The organism is Novosphingobium rhizovicinum (assembly GCF_040813635.1).
Taxonomy (GTDB): Bacteria; Pseudomonadota; Alphaproteobacteria; order Sphingomonadales; family Sphingomonadaceae; genus Novosphingobium; species Novosphingobium rhizovicinum.
This window is the reverse complement of sequence record NZ_JBFNXR010000021.1, coordinates 263,529-279,858: the sequence shown is the minus strand read 5'-3', so window position 1 is coordinate 279,858 and position 16,330 is coordinate 263,529. Positions and strand designations below refer to the sequence as shown.

General features: G+C 60.5%; 17 protein-coding genes. 8 read left to right on the top strand and 9 right to left on the bottom strand.

The window, feature by feature from the left end:
• Positions 1-137: 137 nt before the first annotated feature.
• A complete protein-coding gene (locus tag ABUH87_RS06060; RefSeq protein WP_367771185.1) occupies positions 138-836 on the bottom strand; it encodes a dienelactone hydrolase family protein in 699 nt (232 codons plus the stop codon).
• Positions 837-945: 109 nt separating this feature from the next.
• Between ABUH87_RS06060 and ABUH87_RS06055 the strand changes: the two genes are divergently transcribed.
• Genes ABUH87_RS06055 through ABUH87_RS06030 form a run of 6 tightly spaced genes read left to right on the top strand, consistent with a single transcriptional unit; the run spans position 946 to position 6,816 of the window.
• Positions 946-1,212, top strand: coding sequence for a DUF6489 family protein (locus ABUH87_RS06055; RefSeq protein WP_367771182.1), 267 nt, complete (start codon positions 946-948; stop codon positions 1,210-1,212).
• Positions 1,213-1,237: 25 nt separating this feature from the next.
• The gene (mnmE, locus tag ABUH87_RS06050; RefSeq protein WP_367771179.1) at positions 1,238-2,515 is read left to right on the top strand and encodes a tRNA uridine-5-carboxymethylaminomethyl(34) synthesis GTPase MnmE; all 1,278 of its coding nucleotides are present in this window, start codon (positions 1,238-1,240) and stop codon (positions 2,513-2,515) included.
• A gap of 44 nt (positions 2,516-2,559) precedes the next feature.
• Positions 2,560-4,443 carry a tRNA uridine-5-carboxymethylaminomethyl(34) synthesis enzyme MnmG gene (mnmG, locus tag ABUH87_RS06045; protein ID WP_367771176.1) on the top strand — a complete coding sequence of 628 codons (1,884 nt, stop codon included), beginning with the start codon at positions 2,560-2,562 and terminating at the stop codon, positions 4,441-4,443.
• Positions 4,440-5,072 carry a 16S rRNA (guanine(527)-N(7))-methyltransferase RsmG gene (gene rsmG / locus ABUH87_RS06040; protein ID WP_367771173.1) on the top strand — a complete coding sequence of 211 codons (633 nt, stop codon included), beginning with the start codon at positions 4,440-4,442 and terminating at the stop codon, positions 5,070-5,072. The genes mnmG and rsmG overlap by 4 nt, the downstream gene beginning before the upstream one ends.
• 5 nt (positions 5,073-5,077) lie before the next feature.
• Entirely contained in the window at positions 5,078-5,854 is a 777-nt protein-coding gene (locus ABUH87_RS06035) for a ParA family protein (protein WP_367771170.1), read from the top strand.
• Positions 5,851-6,816, top strand: coding sequence for a ParB/RepB/Spo0J family partition protein (locus ABUH87_RS06030; protein WP_367771167.1), 966 nt, complete (start codon positions 5,851-5,853; stop codon positions 6,814-6,816). Before ABUH87_RS06035 ends, ABUH87_RS06030 begins: the two co-directional genes overlap by 4 nt.
• A gap of 46 nt (positions 6,817-6,862) precedes the next feature.
• On the opposite strand, the gene ABUH87_RS06025 is transcribed toward ABUH87_RS06030, so the two are convergent.
• Complete coding sequence (locus ABUH87_RS06025; protein WP_367771164.1) at positions 6,863-7,603, bottom strand: glycine zipper 2TM domain-containing protein; 741 nt, start codon at positions 7,601-7,603, stop codon at positions 6,863-6,865.
• A 195-nt stretch (positions 7,604-7,798) separates the two neighbouring features.
• On the bottom strand, positions 7,799-8,281 hold the full coding sequence (locus tag ABUH87_RS06020) for a GAF domain-containing protein (RefSeq protein WP_367771161.1): 483 nt from the start codon (positions 8,279-8,281) through the stop codon (positions 7,799-7,801).
• A gap of 62 nt (positions 8,282-8,343) precedes the next feature.
• On the opposite strand from ABUH87_RS06020, the gene ABUH87_RS06015 reads away from it, so the two are divergent.
• Positions 8,344-9,774 carry a PQQ-dependent sugar dehydrogenase gene (locus ABUH87_RS06015; protein WP_367771151.1) on the top strand — a complete coding sequence of 477 codons (1,431 nt, stop codon included), beginning with the start codon at positions 8,344-8,346 and terminating at the stop codon, positions 9,772-9,774.
• Between the two features lie 33 nt (positions 9,775-9,807).
• Here the strand turns inward: ABUH87_RS06015 and ABUH87_RS06010 are convergent, their stop codons facing one another.
• Complete coding sequence (locus tag ABUH87_RS06010; RefSeq protein WP_367771148.1) at positions 9,808-10,680, bottom strand: ATP-binding protein; 873 nt, start codon at positions 10,678-10,680, stop codon at positions 9,808-9,810.
• 24 nt (positions 10,681-10,704) lie between these two features.
• On the opposite strand from ABUH87_RS06010, the gene ABUH87_RS06005 reads away from it, so the two are divergent.
• Complete coding sequence (locus tag ABUH87_RS06005) at positions 10,705-11,649, top strand: L-threonylcarbamoyladenylate synthase (protein ID WP_367771145.1); 945 nt, start codon at positions 10,705-10,707, stop codon at positions 11,647-11,649.
• A gap of 7 nt (positions 11,650-11,656) precedes the next feature.
• Here ABUH87_RS06005 and ABUH87_RS06000 read toward each other — a convergent pair whose 3' ends face one another.
• From ABUH87_RS06000 to ABUH87_RS05980, 5 genes are all read right to left on the bottom strand, one after another.
• Complete coding sequence (locus tag ABUH87_RS06000) at positions 11,657-12,028, bottom strand: hypothetical protein (protein ID WP_367771142.1); 372 nt, start codon at positions 12,026-12,028, stop codon at positions 11,657-11,659.
• An 84-nt stretch (positions 12,029-12,112) separates the two neighbouring features.
• The gene (locus ABUH87_RS05995) at positions 12,113-12,646 is read right to left on the bottom strand and encodes a CarD family transcriptional regulator (RefSeq protein ID WP_367771138.1); all 534 of its coding nucleotides are present in this window, start codon (positions 12,644-12,646) and stop codon (positions 12,113-12,115) included.
• A 279-nt stretch (positions 12,647-12,925) separates the two neighbouring features.
• A complete protein-coding gene (gene fdxA, locus ABUH87_RS05990) occupies positions 12,926-13,264 on the bottom strand; it encodes a ferredoxin FdxA (RefSeq protein ID WP_367771135.1) in 339 nt (112 codons plus the stop codon).
• Positions 13,261-13,575 (bottom strand): RNA-binding S4 domain-containing protein, encoded by a 315-nt coding sequence (locus ABUH87_RS05985; RefSeq protein WP_367771132.1) that lies wholly within the window; start codon positions 13,573-13,575, stop codon positions 13,261-13,263. The genes fdxA and ABUH87_RS05985 overlap by 4 nt, the downstream gene beginning before the upstream one ends.
• 18 nt (positions 13,576-13,593) lie before the next feature.
• Positions 13,594-16,140, bottom strand: a complete 2,547-nt coding sequence (locus ABUH87_RS05980) for a helicase-related protein (RefSeq protein WP_367771129.1) — start codon at positions 16,138-16,140, stop codon at positions 13,594-13,596.
• Between the last annotated feature and the right edge of the window lie 190 nt (positions 16,141-16,330).

Genomic DNA, 16,330 nt, shown 5'->3' with positions numbered 1-16,330 from the left:
GAGCCGGTGAGGGACCAGATCTCTTCAGCAGGCTAGTCCTCTGAACGCTGAAACTTGAGAATGAGGTGAGCGGTGCATGGAAGGCCGCTCACCTCATCTATTTTAAGATAATACAACTCCGGTCGACCGGCAGTGCATCAGCCTACGTGTTCGGCGAAGAATGCTGCGGTACGTTCGTCGGCGAGCTTTGCAGCGGCCTCGTTACGACGTGAACCGATCTCTGCTGCGAAGCCGTGATCCAGACCTTCGTAATCATGCAGCGTGACCTTGGGGTGATCGTCTAGACCTTCGTGCATGGCTTTCTGCGCTTCCGCTGGTACGAAATGGTCCGCCGTAGGAATGTGCAGCATAAGCGGATTTGCGATTGCGTGCTTTTCGTTCAGCATCTGATCGATCATCACGCCATAGTAGCCGACCGAAGCATCGATGTCGGTGCGGGCAGCAGCCATATAGGCAATACGGCCACCCATGCAGAAGCCAACGAGGCCAACTTTGGCAACGCCCTGGTCCTGACGGATCCAGTGGATCACGGCTTCGATATCGCGAATGCCCTGATCGAAGTCATGCTTCATCATGTATCCGACGGCTTCCTGAAACTGCTCAGGGATGTCGGCGTCGAGCTCTACTCCCGGCTGTTGCCTCCAGAACGTGTCCGGAGCGACCGCCAGGTATCCCCGGTCGGCCCACTCGCCGCACTTCTTCTGGATTCCGGGATCGACACCGAAGATTTCCTGCTGCACGATAATTGCGCCTCGCGGGGTGCCCTTGGGCTTCACAACGTAGGCCGGAATCATGCCATCCTTCTCGAGCGTGGGGATCTGAGTGTTGGTCGCCATCGAGCTCTCCTTCTTGTGATTTGGTCTTGCCCATGGAGTAGGCCGGTGCGGTGGACTTTGCCAACCGTCTGTGTCAGCAATGAGGGACAGTTGCTTCCAGGAGAGGCCGATGAAGGTCAATGTCGAAGTGGAATGCAGTCCTGAGGAAGCGCGTCGCTTTCTGGGATTGCCAGACGTGACCAAGGCCAACGACGTCTATGTTGATGCTCTTGCGAATGCGATGCAGGGGGTTGGTAATTTCGAACAGCTTCAAGAGGTTGCGAAGCAGGTCGCTCCGATGGGACAAATCGGGTTAAAGCTGTTTCAGCAATTCATGGAGGGCGGTGCTTCCATGACGCGAAGTCCTGCCGGCGGTACACAGAAAGACGAGAGCTGATCCCCCTTCGCTTGCCGACGTTTTCGTGAACGACACCATTTTCGCTCTATCTAGCGGCGTACCTCCCGCTGCGATCGCAGTTCTGCGGATTAGCGGTCCGCAGGCAGGACATGCGTTGGATGCGCTAGCCGGGGTTAGGCCTAAACCTCGAAAGGCGAGCGTGCGTCTCTTGCGGGGCTCTGGCGGTGAGCTGTTGGACAACGCATTGGTCATATGGTTCCCGGGGCCCGGCACCGCCACGGGCGAGGATCTGGCTGAGCTACATCTGCACGGGGGCAGGGCGGTCATCGCGGCCGTTGAGAAATCATTAGCGGATCTACCGGGTATGCGGCGGGCTGAACCAGGCGAGTTCACACGTCGTGCCTTCGCCAATGGTCGCATTGATCTTGCTGAAGCAGAAGGTCTGGCAGACCTGCTTCAAGCCGAGACGGAATTGCAGCGGCGACAAGCACTTGCCATGGCGAGTGGTAGCTTGTCATCAAAGGTGAGCGGGTGGCGCGAAGCAGTCCTCCTCGCTTCGGCGCAGATCGAAGCGCTTCTCGATTTCGGCGACGAGGACGATGTCCAGGATCTCCCGGCAGCGTTCAGCGAACGGATTGGAAGCTTGGCGGGCGAGATCGGAGCTTCGTTGGAGAGTCCGAGCGCCGAGAGATTGCGGGAGGGCTTCCGAGTAGTCTTGGCGGGACCGCCTAACGCAGGAAAAAGTAGCCTGTTCAACAAGTTGGTGAACGAAGACGCTGCGATCATCGCTCCTATCCCGGGAACGACTCGTGATGTGTTGACACGACCGGTTGCTATGGCCGGAATACCTTTCCTGTTTGCGGACACAGCAGGCCTGCGCGAAGACACGAGCGATACGGTCGAGGTCATTGGCATCCAGCGAGCGAAGGGCGAGCTTACCCTTGCTGATATTGTGCTGTGGCTCGGACCCGAAGGTGAGTCCGATTCCGAGCAGGTTTGGGAGATCGAGAGTTTTGCCGATACCTTCGCGCCTAGGAAGGCCAGTGCGCGGCATAGAGTGTCGTCAGTCAGCGGCGAGGGCATTGACGGACTCCGGAACGACCTCATTGAGACTGCCCGTGGCTCGATGATAAAGCCGGGCACCGTTGCTCTCAACCAAAGGCAACGGCAGCTTCTATTAATCGCGAGGCAAGCGCTGGACAGGGCGCAAGGCGTTACAGACTTGCTTCTGATCGCAGAAGAAATGCGAACGGCTCGCGGTGCGTTCGACCGGCTGCTCGGAAATGCTGCTACAGAAGATATGCTCGACACCCTGTTCGGGCGGTTCTGTATCGGAAAATAGTGTTCCACGTGGAACATGTGCGTAGGGCTTCACGTGCGCCGTCTTTGACCACCTCGTTTGGCTCGGCTAAGGGCTCGGTCATGCGCTCCTTCGACATAGTTGTTATCGGTGGTGGTCACGCCGGCTGCGAGGCTGCAGCAGTAGCAGCCAGGATGGGTGCGCGGGTGGCTCTCGTCAGTTTCGACCTGCACACCATAGGTGCCATGAGCTGCAATCCGGCAATCGGAGGCTTGGGCAAGGGTCACCTTGTCCGCGAAATTGATGCGTTCGACGGTTTGCTCGCCCGGGCGGCTGATGCGGCAGCAATTCACTATCGTATGCTGAATCGCTCCAAGGGAAGTGCGGTTCAAGGGCCGCGGGTGCAAACGGACCGTGACCTTTTCAAACTTGCCATCCAGTCGATGCTTGCTCGGGAAGAGAGCCTTCAACTGATTGCCGGAGAAGCCGCATCCCTGATTGTGCAGGGCGGATCGGTGCAGGGCGTTGAGCTTGCCGACGGCACCCGTCTGCAAGGCTCTGCAGTTATATTATGTACGGGCACTTTTCTCGGAGGAACTCTCTTCCGGGGGGAGGAGCGGATGAATGGCGGCCGCATTGCGGAAGCCTCTGCCCAAAGGCTCGCTTCGCAATTGCGCGAAAGCGGATTGCCTATGGCGCGCCTAAAGACAGGCACACCCCCGCGCCTGGATGGCAGAACGATCGACTGGTCGCGTTTAGAGGAACAGCCCTCCGACTCTGAGCCATGGACGATGTCGCCGCTGCAGAAGACGCGCGTGAACCCGCAAGTGTTCTGCGCGATCACCCGGACAAACGAGCGAAGCCATGATATTATTCGCGCGAACCTCCATCGTTCTCCGATGTTTACTGGAGCCATCGGTGCACGAGGCCCGCGCTACTGTCCGTCGATCGAAGACAAGATCCACCGTTTCGGCGACCGCGATGGGCACCAGATTTTCCTAGAGCCTGAGGGGTTGGCGACGCATCTGGTCTATCCAAATGGCATCAGCACTTCGCTACCTGCAGATGTCCAGCTGTCTATGCTTCGCACCATAGAGGGCCTAGACCAGGTAGAGATGATCGTGCCCGGCTATGCGGTAGAGTACGATCATGTCGATCCCAGAGCGCTCCGTTCGACTCTGGAAGTACGCGACCTCGGCAATCTATACTTTGCGGGGCAGATCAACGGCACAACTGGATATGAAGAAGCTGCTGCTCAGGGTTTGGTAGCGGGTCTCCACGCCGCTTCAGCGGTGCTCGGTCGAGAGGCACCAGGTATTGATCGCGCGAACAGTTACCTTGCTGTGATGATCGATGACCTGACTCTTCAGGGGGTGACCGAGCCATACCGCATGCTTACGGCCCGCGCGGAGTATCGGCTGCGTCTTCGCTCAAACAACGCGACAACCCGTCTCACGCCGCTGGCCCTCAAAGCAGGCACGGTAGGGAGACAACGAGAGGCCTGGTTCACGCAAAGGGAAGGGAAGCGACAACACCTGTTGGACGCCTTGCAAAGAAGCGTGGCGGCGGCAGATCTAAATCGGGCAGGTTTACCGGTTCGGGCGGATCTAGGACAAATTGCGCTACGCGACTGCATGCGATTTGATGGTGTGGAGATTAGCACCCTGACGCCCTGGCTTGGAGAGGCCGCCGATTGCGAGAACGACATGAGGGAGGAGGTAACCGAGGATGTCGCATACGCCCCTTACCTCGAGAGGCAGGACCGGGAGTTGCGGGACCTGAGAGCGAGTGAAGCTTTGGTGCTTAGCGAGCATTTCCCATATGCGGATGTTCCCGGATTGTCGCGAGAGATGGTTGAGCGATTGACCCAGGCGCGGCCCGCAACTTTGGCCGCGGCAGGGCGAATATCGGGCATAACGCCCGCGGCGCTGTCGGCACTGTTGGTCCACGCAAGGCGGCATGTGGCATGATTGGCGACGAGACATCTGCTCGCGATTGGGTGAGAAATCTGCCCGAGTGCGATGATGCTGCTCTTCAGAAATTGGAGATCCTGAAAGAGTCGCTGATAGAGGAGAACTCTCGTCAGAACCTGGTCGCACGACAAACGCTCGCGCAAATCTGGCAGCGCCATATCGCAGACAGTGCGCAGCTGTTGCGTCATGTTCCACGTGGAACAGGTATGCGATGGCTGGACTTGGGAACCGGTGCTGGATTTCCGGGATTGGTGATCGCAGCCCTTCGTCCGGAAACATCGGTGACAATGGTTGAGTCGCGTAACCGCCGGATCATGTGGTTGAAGGATATGTGCAACGCTCTTGAGCTAGACAATGCTTCCGTTGCCGGGGCGCGCCTGGAGCTGATCTCAGAGGCACATTGCGATGTTATCTCGGCTCGAGCTTTCGCACCACTGCCGCAGCTGCTAAGTCTCGCTTCCCGCTTTTCCACACCTGCTACGCTGTGGGTGTTGCCCAAGGGCCGGTCGGCAGCGCAAGAAGTCGCTGAGCTGAAAGGCTGGCACCATATGTTTCACGTGGAACACTCGCTTACCGACCCTGACGCTGGTATTGTGGTGGGCACGTTACTTGGCCAGAAAGGCTGAACCCGATGATCCGCATAGCTATAGCCAACCAGAAAGGCGGCGTGGGCAAGACGACCACGGCGATCAATGTCTCAACCGCGCTGGCTGCTACGGGCTGGAGGACATTGCTCGTCGATCTCGATCCTCAAGGAAATGCCTCTACGGGCATTGGCGTAGGCGCAGGCCAACGGGAGCGCTCTACCTATGATGTGCTCGTAGACAGAACTCCCATCGAAGACTGCATCATCCAGACATCGATCCCTAAGCTTGATCTGTGCCCTGCAACCGTGGATTTGTCGGGTGCAGAAGTCGAGCTGGTTACAGCCGAAGATCGTGCGCACCGTTTGCAGGCCTCATTGCGGTCAAACCTCGCCTATGACGTGTGCCTGATCGACTGCCCGCCTTCGTTGGGGCTTCTCACTCTCAACGCGCTCACAGCTGCGGATACTCTTCTCGTGCCTCTGCAATGCGAATTTTTTGCGCTCGAGGGACTGAGTCAACTTCTTCAGACGGTTGAGCGCGTGCAGCAGCGGTTTAACCCCGAGCTGGGCATCATCGGGATTGCACTGACGATGTTTGATCGCCGGAACCGGCTAACCGATCAAGTGGCTGAAGACGTTCGGTCATGCCTTGGTCAGTTGGTCTTTGAGACCACCATCCCGCGCAATGTGCGGCTTTCGGAAGCGCCGAGCCACGGCCTGCCTGCACTGATCTACGATCACGCATGTGCGGGAAGCAGGGCCTATATCGCTTTGGCTCGTGAGCTGCTGACCCGCATGCCGGAAGAAAGGAAAGCCGCATGAGCGATGACGCCGGAGTTGGTGTTGCGAACCCCGCACCCAGAGCCAAGGCCAAGGGCCTTGGACGCGGTCTTGGCGCGTTGCTCGGCGAAACGCGTCGTGAGGAACCTGTTCGTGGTGCGGACAGCACGAGAGAGGTGAGCGACACCGCGCAACTGCCTGGCTCAAGCGGACTGATCGTACTTCCTGTCGCCGCTGTCGAGCCACACCCAGAGCAGCCCCGTCGGCATTTTGACGAGGCAGCATTGGAGGAGCTGGCGGCATCGATTGCACAACGGGGCGTGATTCAGCCAGTTATTGTGCGAGCACTTCCTACCGGTCGCTACCAGCTTGTTGCGGGAGAACGGCGATGGCGCGCGGCCCAGAAGGCCCAGCTTCACGAGATTCCTGCTCTGGTGAGGGAGCTAAGTGAGCGCGACGTAATGGCGCTGGCCCTTATTGAGAACCTTCAACGCGAGGATCTCAACCCCATTGAGGAAGCGCGGGCCTATCATCGTCTTACCGAAGGGGAAGGGCTTACCCAAGCTGAGATCGCCCGCATGGTAGATAAGAGCCGCAGTCACGTGGCCAATCTACAGCGCCTTCTTGCATTGCCTGAATCGGTGATCGAGCTGGTGGAGCGTGGTGAACTCTCCATGGGCCATGCACGAGCGCTCATTGGCTGTGACGATGCGGAGGATATCGGTCGCCGAGCTGCGGCTGAGCAGATGTCTGTGCGCGACGTCGAGAAACTTGTGCGCCGAAAGGTGAAGGGTGATCCCGCTCCGCGAAAACCGCGTACGGCCCGCAATGCTGCGGACGATGCAGATATCGCAGCCGTGCAGGGACACCTGGAGGAGGTGCTGGGACTGCCCGTAAGGATCCAGGCAGATGCAGATCCGAAATCTGGAACTGTGACGATCCGTTACACCACCCTCGACCAGTTGGACTTGGTGTGTCAGAGGCTAACCGGCGGTTCTATTTAAGTGTGCATCAGATTTAAGCAGCTGTGAGCGATAATATCATCTAAGCTTAGTTGCCTTTGATATTGTTACCCCCTGTTATCCTCACACGCTTGTCTCTTACGCGCTTGATCTTCTTGGTTGGGCGATAGACCGGGCGTTTTACCGGAACATCTTCGTAGACGTATTCTATCGTTTCGGTACACTGAGGTGTGGCTTGGATGGGCGCAGGTACGAACGCCGGACCTGGATGGCAGCAGCCAGCGTAAAGTTGAGACCGGTAGTCGTAACCAGGATAGTTATTGCTGCCAGAACCGTAAGCAGTGATGCCTGGAGCGCTGGCTTGGCTCCCGCGATGCCACGGTGAGCTTGGGCTTTCGTACTGCGCGTAATAACGGTCCAGGTAGGCCTCGCATTCGTCGAGCGTGCGCTCTCTGTCCTCTGCGCGGTCGATGAGGGTTCCCGCCGTGGCGCCGACTGCTGCGCCAGCCAGTGTTCCTGTAGTGCGGTTGCCGCGTCCAGCGATACGGTTTCCTATTACGCCGCCCACGGCTCCGCCGATCAAGGCGCCGCCCGCGCCATCGTCCCGCTCTTCGATCCGGGCGCGGCAGTCGGCAAGCCAAGCCTCCTGTGCCGGCGAGTAAAACCCGGTCGGTTGGCTATCCTGGACCACCTGATCTGCACCGTGCCAGCGGCCTTCGCGCCAGCCCGCTTCCATACCTGGTTCGCGAGCTACAGCAGCTATCGGGAGCACTAAAGGCAGGCCAGCGGCCAGGGAAAGCAAGCGGGGAATGAAAGTGCGGATTACCAAGAGATGGTCCTTTCGCGCGAACATCACCGCAGGCAGCGGTGTTAACGCGAAATTTAGCATCTTGATGGGCAGAGGACCAACCGTGCGGTGCCGTAATAGTAGCGTTGTCCCGAATTGAACCAAGGCTTTGCGCCTCTGCGGTTCTTTGATCCGGACGTTCTCTCAACCTCAGAGCTTGGGTGAACTTGGAACTCTCTACAAGAACTGCGCTGCGAGGCTGGCGATCGCCATCATACCGTCTGCATCTTCTTGATCGAAGCGGCCTAGCTCGGGGCTGTCCAGATCGATAACCGCACAGACTCGTCCGGCACTCATCACGGGCACCACGAGTTCGGATCGGCTTAGCGCATCGCACGCGATATGGCCTGGGAAGGCCTCCACGTCCTCAATCACCTGTATCGAGCCATTCGCAGCCGCTGTTCCGCACACGCCTCGGCCGAGCGGTATGCGAATACAGGCGGGTTTGCCCATGAAGGGGCCAAGGACAAGTTCGTCCCCCAGAACGCGGTAGAATCCCGCCCAATTCAGTCCGGGGACGGAGTGCCAGATCAAAGCGGCCAGATTGGCCATATTGGCAACCGGATCGCGTTCTCCCTCCACGAGCGCTGCAGCAGAACGCGCTAGCGCTGCGTAGAGCATAGCCTTGGGAAGATCGGGATCTGGAGCAAGGTCGAACATCGTCGCTCCCATAGCTGTGACGATGGTTGTCGGCTAGTCATCAGGCGCTTATCTCGTGCACCATGAAAAGCTGGCAGCGTAAGACGCTTATCGCCCTCGTGGTCGTCGTGGTTCTCGTGGCAGGTCTGTTTGTCTACCACGACAGGGCTCACCGTTCCGATTTGCCGATATCCGCCACCACGGGGCTGGAGCCGCAACTTGTGGAACCAGACGAGCAGTTGATCCCCAGTGTTGCACTGGCAGAGCCGTCCGGATGGGGTGAGAACGCAGCACCAGAGGCGGCTGAGGGGCTTGTCGTTACCCGCTTCGCAGAGAACCTCGATCATCCGCGAACCATGCTCACCCTACCTAACGGCGACGTCCTGGTTGCCCTCACGAATTCACCTGCTCGTGCGGGAGGCGGGGGCATCAAAGGCTTTTTCATGAAGCTGTTCATGGGCCGCGTCGGGGCCGGGGCTCCGTCGCCAGACACGATCATGCTTCTGCGCGACGCAGATCAAGACGGAAAGGCAGAGCAGAGGTTCGAGTTCCGCAAGGCCGATATGCACTCCCCATCCGGCATGGCTTACAACGACGGCACCCTCTACATCGCCAATCATAACGCGGTGCTGGCATTTCCATTCGAGCCGGGTGCCACGAAGCTCACGGGAACTCCCAGGCAGATCATGGAACTGCCGGCCGGTGGCAATCACTGGATGCGCAATCTACTGCTGAGTCCCGGCGGCAAGCAGCTCTATGTAGCCGTAGGGTCGGCGACGAACATCGCAGATAACGGCATGGAGGCCGAGGCTGGCCGCGCTGCGATCTGGGAGATCGACACCGAGACCGGTCGACGTCGGCAGTATGCGGCAGGTATGCGCAATCCAAACGGTCTGGACTGGAACCCCTCGACCGGTGAGATGTGGGCTGTCGTTCAGGAGCGCGATATGCTGGGCCCGGACCTTGTGCCCGATTATCTCACCAATGTTCCGGTTGGCGCGCAGTATGGCTGGCCCTGGGTCTACTGGAAGGACCAGTTCGACGAACGTGTAGAGTGGCCGATGGACACGTACATGCTCGAATACACACGCAAGCCCGAATACGCGATGGGCGCTCACACCGCAGTGTTGGGCCTTGAGTTCGCGAGTGCTGGCCACCGGATGGGCGAACGCTATGCGAATGGCGCATTCGTGGCGCGACATGGCTCATGGAACCGGAAGCCGCGTTCGGGCTACGATGTGGTGTTCGTACCGTTCGACGCGAACGGAAACCCGACCGGTCAGCCGCTGCCGGTGCTGGAAGGGTTCCTTGAAACCGAGCGCGACAAGGCGCGTGGACGCCCGGTATGGCTCGCCTGGACCAAGCCTGGAGCCCTGCTAGTGAGCGACGACACTGGCGGAGTCATCTGGCGGGCCATCAATCCCCAAGCCTCTCCCAGCGCAGGGCCTCAACGCGTCGAGACAGATCCTCTAGAGCCTCAGGAGGAGCTTGTGGATCCCACTCGGCCAAGGTGATGTAAGGTGATGTGCTAGGCCGGAAAGCTGCGCTCAGAGCGACTTTCCGGCACGTCCTGCGAGTTCCGCGATATATTGCCACGCAACGCGGCCAGAGCGGGCACCTCGCCGCTGCGACCATTCAAGCGCATCTTCGGCTCGCCAGCGCAGATGAAGGGCTGACGCATAGCCGGAGACGATCTCAAGATAATCGTCCTGGCTGCAATTGTGGAAGCCGATGGAGAGGCCGAAGCGGTCCGCGAGAGCGAGCTTATCGTCCGCTGCGTCACGCGGGTTGATGGGGTCGTCCTGTTCGACCATCGATCGGCCGACGATGGCGCGCCTGTTCGATGTGACGGCCAGGCGCACATTGGACGGGCGTGCTTCCACTCCGCCTTCCAGCCAGGAGCGAAGGAGCCGTGGTCCGGCAGTATCAGCCTCTTCGAACCCCAGATCATCGATGAAAACAAAAAAACGGCGATCGTAGCGGCTCAGCTCGTTGAACAGCCGCCCTATCTCGGGCAGCGCGGCTTGGCTTACCTGAACCAGAGCGATCTGGGAGAGATCGGCGCCTTGGGCTTCAAGCACAGCTGCACGCAAGAGAGCCGACTTGCCCATCCCGCGTGAACCCCAAAGCAGCATGTCATGTGCAGCATGGCCGGCAGCGTGCCGCCTCACGTTCGTTACGACACGTTCCTTCTGGCTCTCAATGCCACGAAGCAGATCGAGTGACGGAGCATCAAGTCGTGCGACACCACGGGTCTGTGAACCATCCCAGATATAGCCTGGGAAAGCCCACCAGTCGACGTTTGCGGCTTTGCAAGGCGCCAAGCGATCTAGTGCGTTGGCGATCCGCGAGAGTGTTTCGACGATGTCCGCACCTGCAGCCAGGCTCTGCGTCGGCTGCTCTTTCTCTTGGCAATCCATGCAGGCAGCCTATAGCGGCAGCCAATGACGCAGGCTAGCAGCCCCTCAGTTGTGGCCCCCGACGCGGACGGCATTGGCCGAGCGGCCGAGGTACTATGGGGTGGCGGTCTGGTCGCGCTGCCGACTGAAACGGTCTACGGGCTGGCGGCCCGCGCCGATCGGCAGGAAAGCGTTGAAGCGATTTACCGGGCTAAGGGGAGGCCCAGCTTCAACCCGCTCATCGTGCATGTGTCCGATGTGGCTCAGGCGCAGAGGGTATCGGTCTTCGATGAACGAGCAAGGCGTCTCGCTGCTGCATTCTGGCCGGGACCGCTGACGATGGTTTTGCCTGCGCGCGGCGATGCTGCGATTGCTCCGGGTGTCACGGCTGGGCTCTCGACCATTGCAGTGCGTTGTCCTGCTCATCCTGTCATGCGAGCTGTTCTGGAAAAGGCGGGCGTGCCGCTCGCTGCGCCGTCAGCCAACCGAAGTGGAGCTGTCAGCCCGACTTGTGCCCAGCACGTGGTCGCGTCGCTGAGAGAGAGGGTTGATCTCGTCCTCGACGGTGGCCCGTGTACTGCGGGGCTTGAATCGACGATCGTTGCTCTTCGGCCAGAGGATCGTTGGGAGGTTCTGCGACCCGGCCCGATCAGCCAGTCAGAGATCGAGGATCTGATCGGAACGGCATCGTGCGCTCAGGCGGGCCGGATTGAAGCGCCAGGGCAACTTGCCAGCCACTATGCTCCGGGAAAGCCCGTAAGGCTCAATGCGCGAGCGGCCGAAGCGGATGAGTTCTTCATCGGGTTCGGCCCCATTGCTGGCGACGTCCAACTCTCTGCCTCCGGGGACGTCGGTGAAGCGGCTTCGCGCCTCTATGCGCTGCTGCATGAGGGCGCAGCCTCGCCGAAGCCCCGGATCGCAGTCGCCCCCATACCAGAGGCGGATATTGGAATTGCGCTCAACGACCGGCTGCGGCGGGCCGCAGCCTAACAGGCTGTCAGCGCCGCTCGTACGGAATTGTAGGTAGAAGCTCCTGTAGCTCGTCGTACTCGGCTCGGGCCTTCTCGCAAGCCGAGTCGCTGCCCTGTTCGCATCGCCGCAAATTCTTCTCGTAGCTGCGCTGGAGCTTGCCGACCCGCTCCTCTCTGCGGCGAATCTCTCGTCCGCGCTTCTCGTCGGCTTCTGACTGACTCGTCGTCGCGAGATCAACCGCCTTCGAAGCAACACGCACCGGGGCGGTCACAACGCCGACGGCGGTGCGGGCGATGCAGCCGGAAAGCGACAGAAGTGCGATCGCGGCAAGGAGGGCAGGGGTTTTGCGGGGCATTGCGAGGTGCTGCCATGCCTCGACTTGCGAGGCAATGAACATTGCAGATACGGCTCGCTCTCGACGACAAAGGGGCTGACGCTTTCGCGACAGCCCCTTCGGTCCACTCACGCGGTAAAGGGCAACCTAGGCGGTCTCTGCCGTATCGTAGTACTTCGGTGCGTGCTCGTTGAGGATCGCCAGGATCTTCTTCAGTGCAGTAGGCTCATCAGTCTTTTCCATTGCGGCAAGCTCGCGGGCGAGCCTCGAAGACGCGGCCTCGAATATCTGGCGCTCGGAATAGCTCTGCTCCGGCTGATCGTCAGCGCGGAAGAGGTCTCGTGTCACTTCCGCGATCGAGACGAGGTCACCCGAGTTGATCTTCGCTTCATATTCCTGAGCCCGGCGCGACCACATGGTGCGCTTGACCTTCGGCTTGCCCTTGAGTGTGTCGAGCGCTTCGCGCAGGGTCTTGTCGGAAGAGAGTTTACGCATGCCGATCGATTCGATCTTGTTGACAGGCACGCGGAGCGTCATCCGCTCTTTCTCAAACCGCAGAACATAAAGCTCCAACTGCATGCCTGCGATTTCCTGGCTTTGCAGTTCGATGACCCGGCCGACACCGTGCTTCGGATAAACGACGTAATCTCCAACATCGAAGGCATTGGCGCTGGTTGCCATGAATCGTCCTTTCACGTGCAAGTCCGGTGCTCGGCGAAGAGGGCGATCTGAGTGAGGCAAAAGCCTCACCGCCGGTCAGATCGCAATCTCAACCGAGTGCTGCCGAACCTTGCCTCATAATGAAAACGACCGCCGACAGGCAGATCGCCCCGGCAGTTGGCGCCCATATAGCACTGCTGTCACAAAATTTCCAGAGGCGCAGGGGGCATCATGCCCTCCAAGGCATGCATTTCGCCGGAAAAAGTGTGTGGAGGACGAGGCGCAGCCGTCAGGCGGGGCTTAGTCGCCCTCGCCGGGCTCCGGAGAAAAGAACTTTTCGAACTTGCCGTCCACGTTCTTGAACTCGTCCGCATCCTCGGGCGAATCCCTCTTGGTGGTGAGGTTCGGCCATTCCGCGGAGTACTTCGCGTTCAGTTCCAGCCATTGCTCCAGCCCGTTTTCGGTGTCGGGCAGGATCGCTTCGGCCGGACATTCCGGCTCACACACGCCGCAATCGATGCACTCGCTGGGATTGATGACGAGCATGTTCTCACCCTCGTAGAAGCAATCTACGGGGCAGACTTCGACGCAATCCATGTACTTGCACCGGATGCAGGCGTCGGTGACGACATAAGTCATGGCTGCGGAAACCCTTCCTGGAACGTCTCTATCGCGCTGGCGCCTATGGGATCAGCGCGGGTCCCGTCAAGCACTCTGTAAAGGCTTCTCGCTTCAGGAGCAGGACCGCGGCGCGTGGGCAGGGCCAATAATTCGAGGACTTGTACGCCAGTTCCGGTCGGAAGAGTCAGCACGTCGCCCGCTGCGACCTTCTGATGCGCTCGGTCGATTCGCCTGCCGTTCAGCCGCATGTGCCCGTCCTCTGCCAGCGTTTGAGCAACCGACCGAGTGCGGGCGAGGCGCAGATACCAGAGAAGCTTGTCGATTCTCATCGCGGAACGCTCCTGCATTTACCGGACGAGATCTGCCAATCCGGCAAATGCGCTGTGCTGCGGAGGCGATGATGCCGGAGCAGTGGGCCGCGCAGCCTGTCGGGTGGGACGCCAGCGCCAGCGCGTCGGGGCCGGTGGTCCCATCGCGCCCTCGGGCATGGCCGGCGGATGTATCGGACGGAATCCGGCGAGCCGCAGAAGGTGATCGTAGCTCGCGTGCGTCAAACCCATCGAGATCGCCTTTGCCGGATCGAGCACAATGGGACGGCGACCGGCAGGCGTGCGCGCCTGATGCGCTTCACGAAGGAGCTTTTCCGCCATGTCCAGGCGGATCAACTGCTTGCCCACCTTGCGGTATCCGCGCAGCGGAATCCGTTTCGCCTCCAGCGCCGGGGGCATGCCGTCCGGCAAGGCCGTGGTTTCTTTTGATGTTCCGTTCGCCTTGCCCAGTTCCTCCCACAGGCGAATGGCGGCCGGTCTGAGCAGGGCGGGTACGAAGATGTCCAGAGAGCCGACGCGGACTCCGAGGCGAGAAAGCCGAAGGCGCTGCTGCTTGTCCATCTGATCAAGGCCCGAGCCCGTGCGTTCGATCATTCCTCCGCCGTCCACCAGTGCGATCAGCAGCGCGCGCAATTCCGGCCCTGCATCTTCGCTGCGGCTTGCCTGCTCGATCTGACGGAGAGGCTCGAGAGGTTTCAGAAGAAGCTCCAGCCACTCTTCCAATGCTGCCAGCAGTTCCTTGCGGGCCGGCGCGCCCAAAGCGTCGAGTGACTTGTCAGCCAGCAACTGCGGGGCAAGCCGTGACCGGCCGGGCACCAGGCGAGCAATCCTGGCGCCTTCCATGATGATGGCCCCATCCTGCAGCGACAAGTCTGCGTCGCCCGCCCTGATTTGCGGAACCAACTCGGCTGCGCGACGCTCCAGCAAGGCAGGGAGGTGCCGTTCGGCAGCCGCCAGCAAAAGCTTGCGGTCGGACAGACGGGCGCCAGGGTCGACCTGGAACGTGAAGCCCTTGAGTGAGCCAATATGCTCGCCGTCCACCAGCACTTCCTCCTCTTCCACCCGCACGGAAAGCAATCCGGCATCGGTTCCCAGCTTGCGCATGAGGACAGCCGTGCGACGGTTGATGAACCGCTCGGTCAGCTTCCCATGCAACGCGTCGGACAGACGCGCCTCCACTGCCCGGGCGCGGGCCGCCATCTCGTCCCGCGCGAGCACCCAGTCAGGTCGCTGGGCGATATATGCCCAGGAGCGGATCGCCGCGATCCGCCCCTGAAGAGTGTCGATATCGCCGGACGTGACGTCCAGTTGCGCAATGGCACGCGCCACGTAATCGGCACCCAATTCACCCTCTCGCAGGTCCTGCCAAAGCCGGGCAACGAAGCGCGAATGTGTCTCCGGTCCCTGGCTGCGGAAGTCGGGCAGGCGGCAGACATCCCAGAAGCGACGAACCATTCCCGCTGATCGGACGCTTCCCGAAACCTGCGCGTCATCGGCAAGCAGCTTTAGAACAGCAAGGTCGATGGCTTCCGGAGCGGGTGCCAGTTCCCGCGACGCTGGCAGCGTCTCCAGGTCAGCGATCAGGGTCGCCAGACTGTCGAAGCGCGGTTCCGGCTCGCGCCAGAACAGCTTGGTCACTGGCGGGAAGCGATGCTCCTCAATCGCATAGACTTCCTCGTCCGTGAACTCCGCTGCATGATCGCTCCCGGCGAGTGTTCCGAACGTACCATCCTTCTGATGGCGTCCGGCGCGACCGGCAATCTGCGCCATCTCTGCCGTCGTAAGGCGACGCTGGCGCACCCCATCGAATTTGGAAAGTCCAGCGAATGCAACGTGCTCGACGTCCAGGTTGAGGCCCATGCCCACGGCGTCCGTGGCGACGAGGTAATCGACTTCGCCAGATTGATAGAGCGCCACCTGCGCGTTGCGTGTCTGCGGACTGAGAGCGCCCATGACAACCGCGGCACCGCCGCGAAATCGGCGAAGCATCTCGGCAATCGCGTAGACTTGCTCGGCCGAGAAGGCGACGATCGCGCTACGTGGTGGGATGCGGCTGAGCTTTTTGGCGCCGGCATGACGCAGAACCGAGAATCGGGGGCGGGATTCAACCTCGACGTTCCGAATCAGCGATTTGACGAGTGGCTCGATAGTCGCAGAACCCAAAATCATCGTCTCTTCGCGACCGCGGGCATGGAGCAGGCGGTCGGTAAAGACGTGGCCGCGCTCGCGATCGGCAGCGAGTTGCGCCTCGTCGATGGCGACGAAGGCGAGGCGATCCTGCACTACCGGCATCGCCTCCACCGTGCAGAGCAGCCAACGCGCGTCCTTTGGCTCTATCCGCTCCTCTCCGGTGATCAGGGCGACCTGATTAGGGCCCTTTATCGCGCAGACACGGTCATAAACCTCGCGGGCAAGCAGGCGCAGCGGAAAACCGATGGCACCACTGGAGTGCGCACAGAGACGCTCGATCGCCAGATGGGTCTTGCCCGTGTTGGTAGGGCCGAGAACGGCCCGAACACGGCTTGAGTCCCAGTTGCGAGCGTCGGCGGGTCGGGAAGCAGCCATCGCGGTTAAAGATGTGGCATCAGTACAGGCGAACCGCAAGGCAGGTGCGCCTTCCGCGGCTCTGCAACTGGGGAAATCCGCGCGACGGGGCAGAGGGATGCCGCAGATTGCGTGCGGCTATCCGAGGCCGGGCGCAAAAAGGTGGGCTCGGTTCCACGGGTCACCCCGAACCAGAAACGGTTCAACGGTA

What these genes read in the sequence shown, in the direction of transcription:
- ABUH87_RS06060 (WP_367771185.1), bottom strand. Translation starts at nt 836, where the DNA reads ATGGCGACCAACACTCAGATCCCCACGCTCGAGAAGGATGGCATGATT.
- ABUH87_RS06055 (WP_367771182.1), top strand. Translation starts at nt 946, where the DNA reads ATGAAGGTCAATGTCGAAGTGGAATGCAGTCCTGAGGAAGCGCGTCGC.
- rsmG (WP_367771173.1), top strand. Translation starts at nt 4,440, where the DNA reads ATGATTGGCGACGAGACATCTGCTCGCGATTGGGTGAGAAATCTGCCC.
- ABUH87_RS06035 (WP_367771170.1), top strand. Translation starts at nt 5,078, where the DNA reads ATGATCCGCATAGCTATAGCCAACCAGAAAGGCGGCGTGGGCAAGACG.
- ABUH87_RS06030 (WP_367771167.1), top strand. Translation starts at nt 5,851, where the DNA reads ATGAGCGATGACGCCGGAGTTGGTGTTGCGAACCCCGCACCCAGAGCC.
- ABUH87_RS06020 (WP_367771161.1), bottom strand. Translation starts at nt 8,281, where the DNA reads ATGTTCGACCTTGCTCCAGATCCCGATCTTCCCAAGGCTATGCTCTAC.
- ABUH87_RS06015 (WP_367771151.1), top strand. Translation starts at nt 8,344, where the DNA reads ATGAAAAGCTGGCAGCGTAAGACGCTTATCGCCCTCGTGGTCGTCGTG.
- ABUH87_RS06010 (WP_367771148.1), bottom strand. Translation starts at nt 10,680, where the DNA reads ATGGATTGCCAAGAGAAAGAGCAGCCGACGCAGAGCCTGGCTGCAGGT.
- ABUH87_RS06005 (WP_367771145.1), top strand. Translation starts at nt 10,705, where the DNA reads ATGACGCAGGCTAGCAGCCCCTCAGTTGTGGCCCCCGACGCGGACGGC.
- ABUH87_RS06000 (WP_367771142.1), bottom strand. Translation starts at nt 12,028, where the DNA reads ATGTTCATTGCCTCGCAAGTCGAGGCATGGCAGCACCTCGCAATGCCC.
- ABUH87_RS05995 (WP_367771138.1), bottom strand. Translation starts at nt 12,646, where the DNA reads ATGGCAACCAGCGCCAATGCCTTCGATGTTGGAGATTACGTCGTTTAT.
- fdxA (WP_367771135.1), bottom strand. Translation starts at nt 13,264, where the DNA reads ATGACTTATGTCGTCACCGACGCCTGCATCCGGTGCAAGTACATGGAT.
- ABUH87_RS05985 (WP_367771132.1), bottom strand. Translation starts at nt 13,575, where the DNA reads ATGAGAATCGACAAGCTTCTCTGGTATCTGCGCCTCGCCCGCACTCGG.
- ABUH87_RS05980 (WP_367771129.1), bottom strand. Translation starts at nt 16,140, where the DNA reads ATGGCTGCTTCCCGACCCGCCGACGCTCGCAACTGGGACTCAAGCCGT.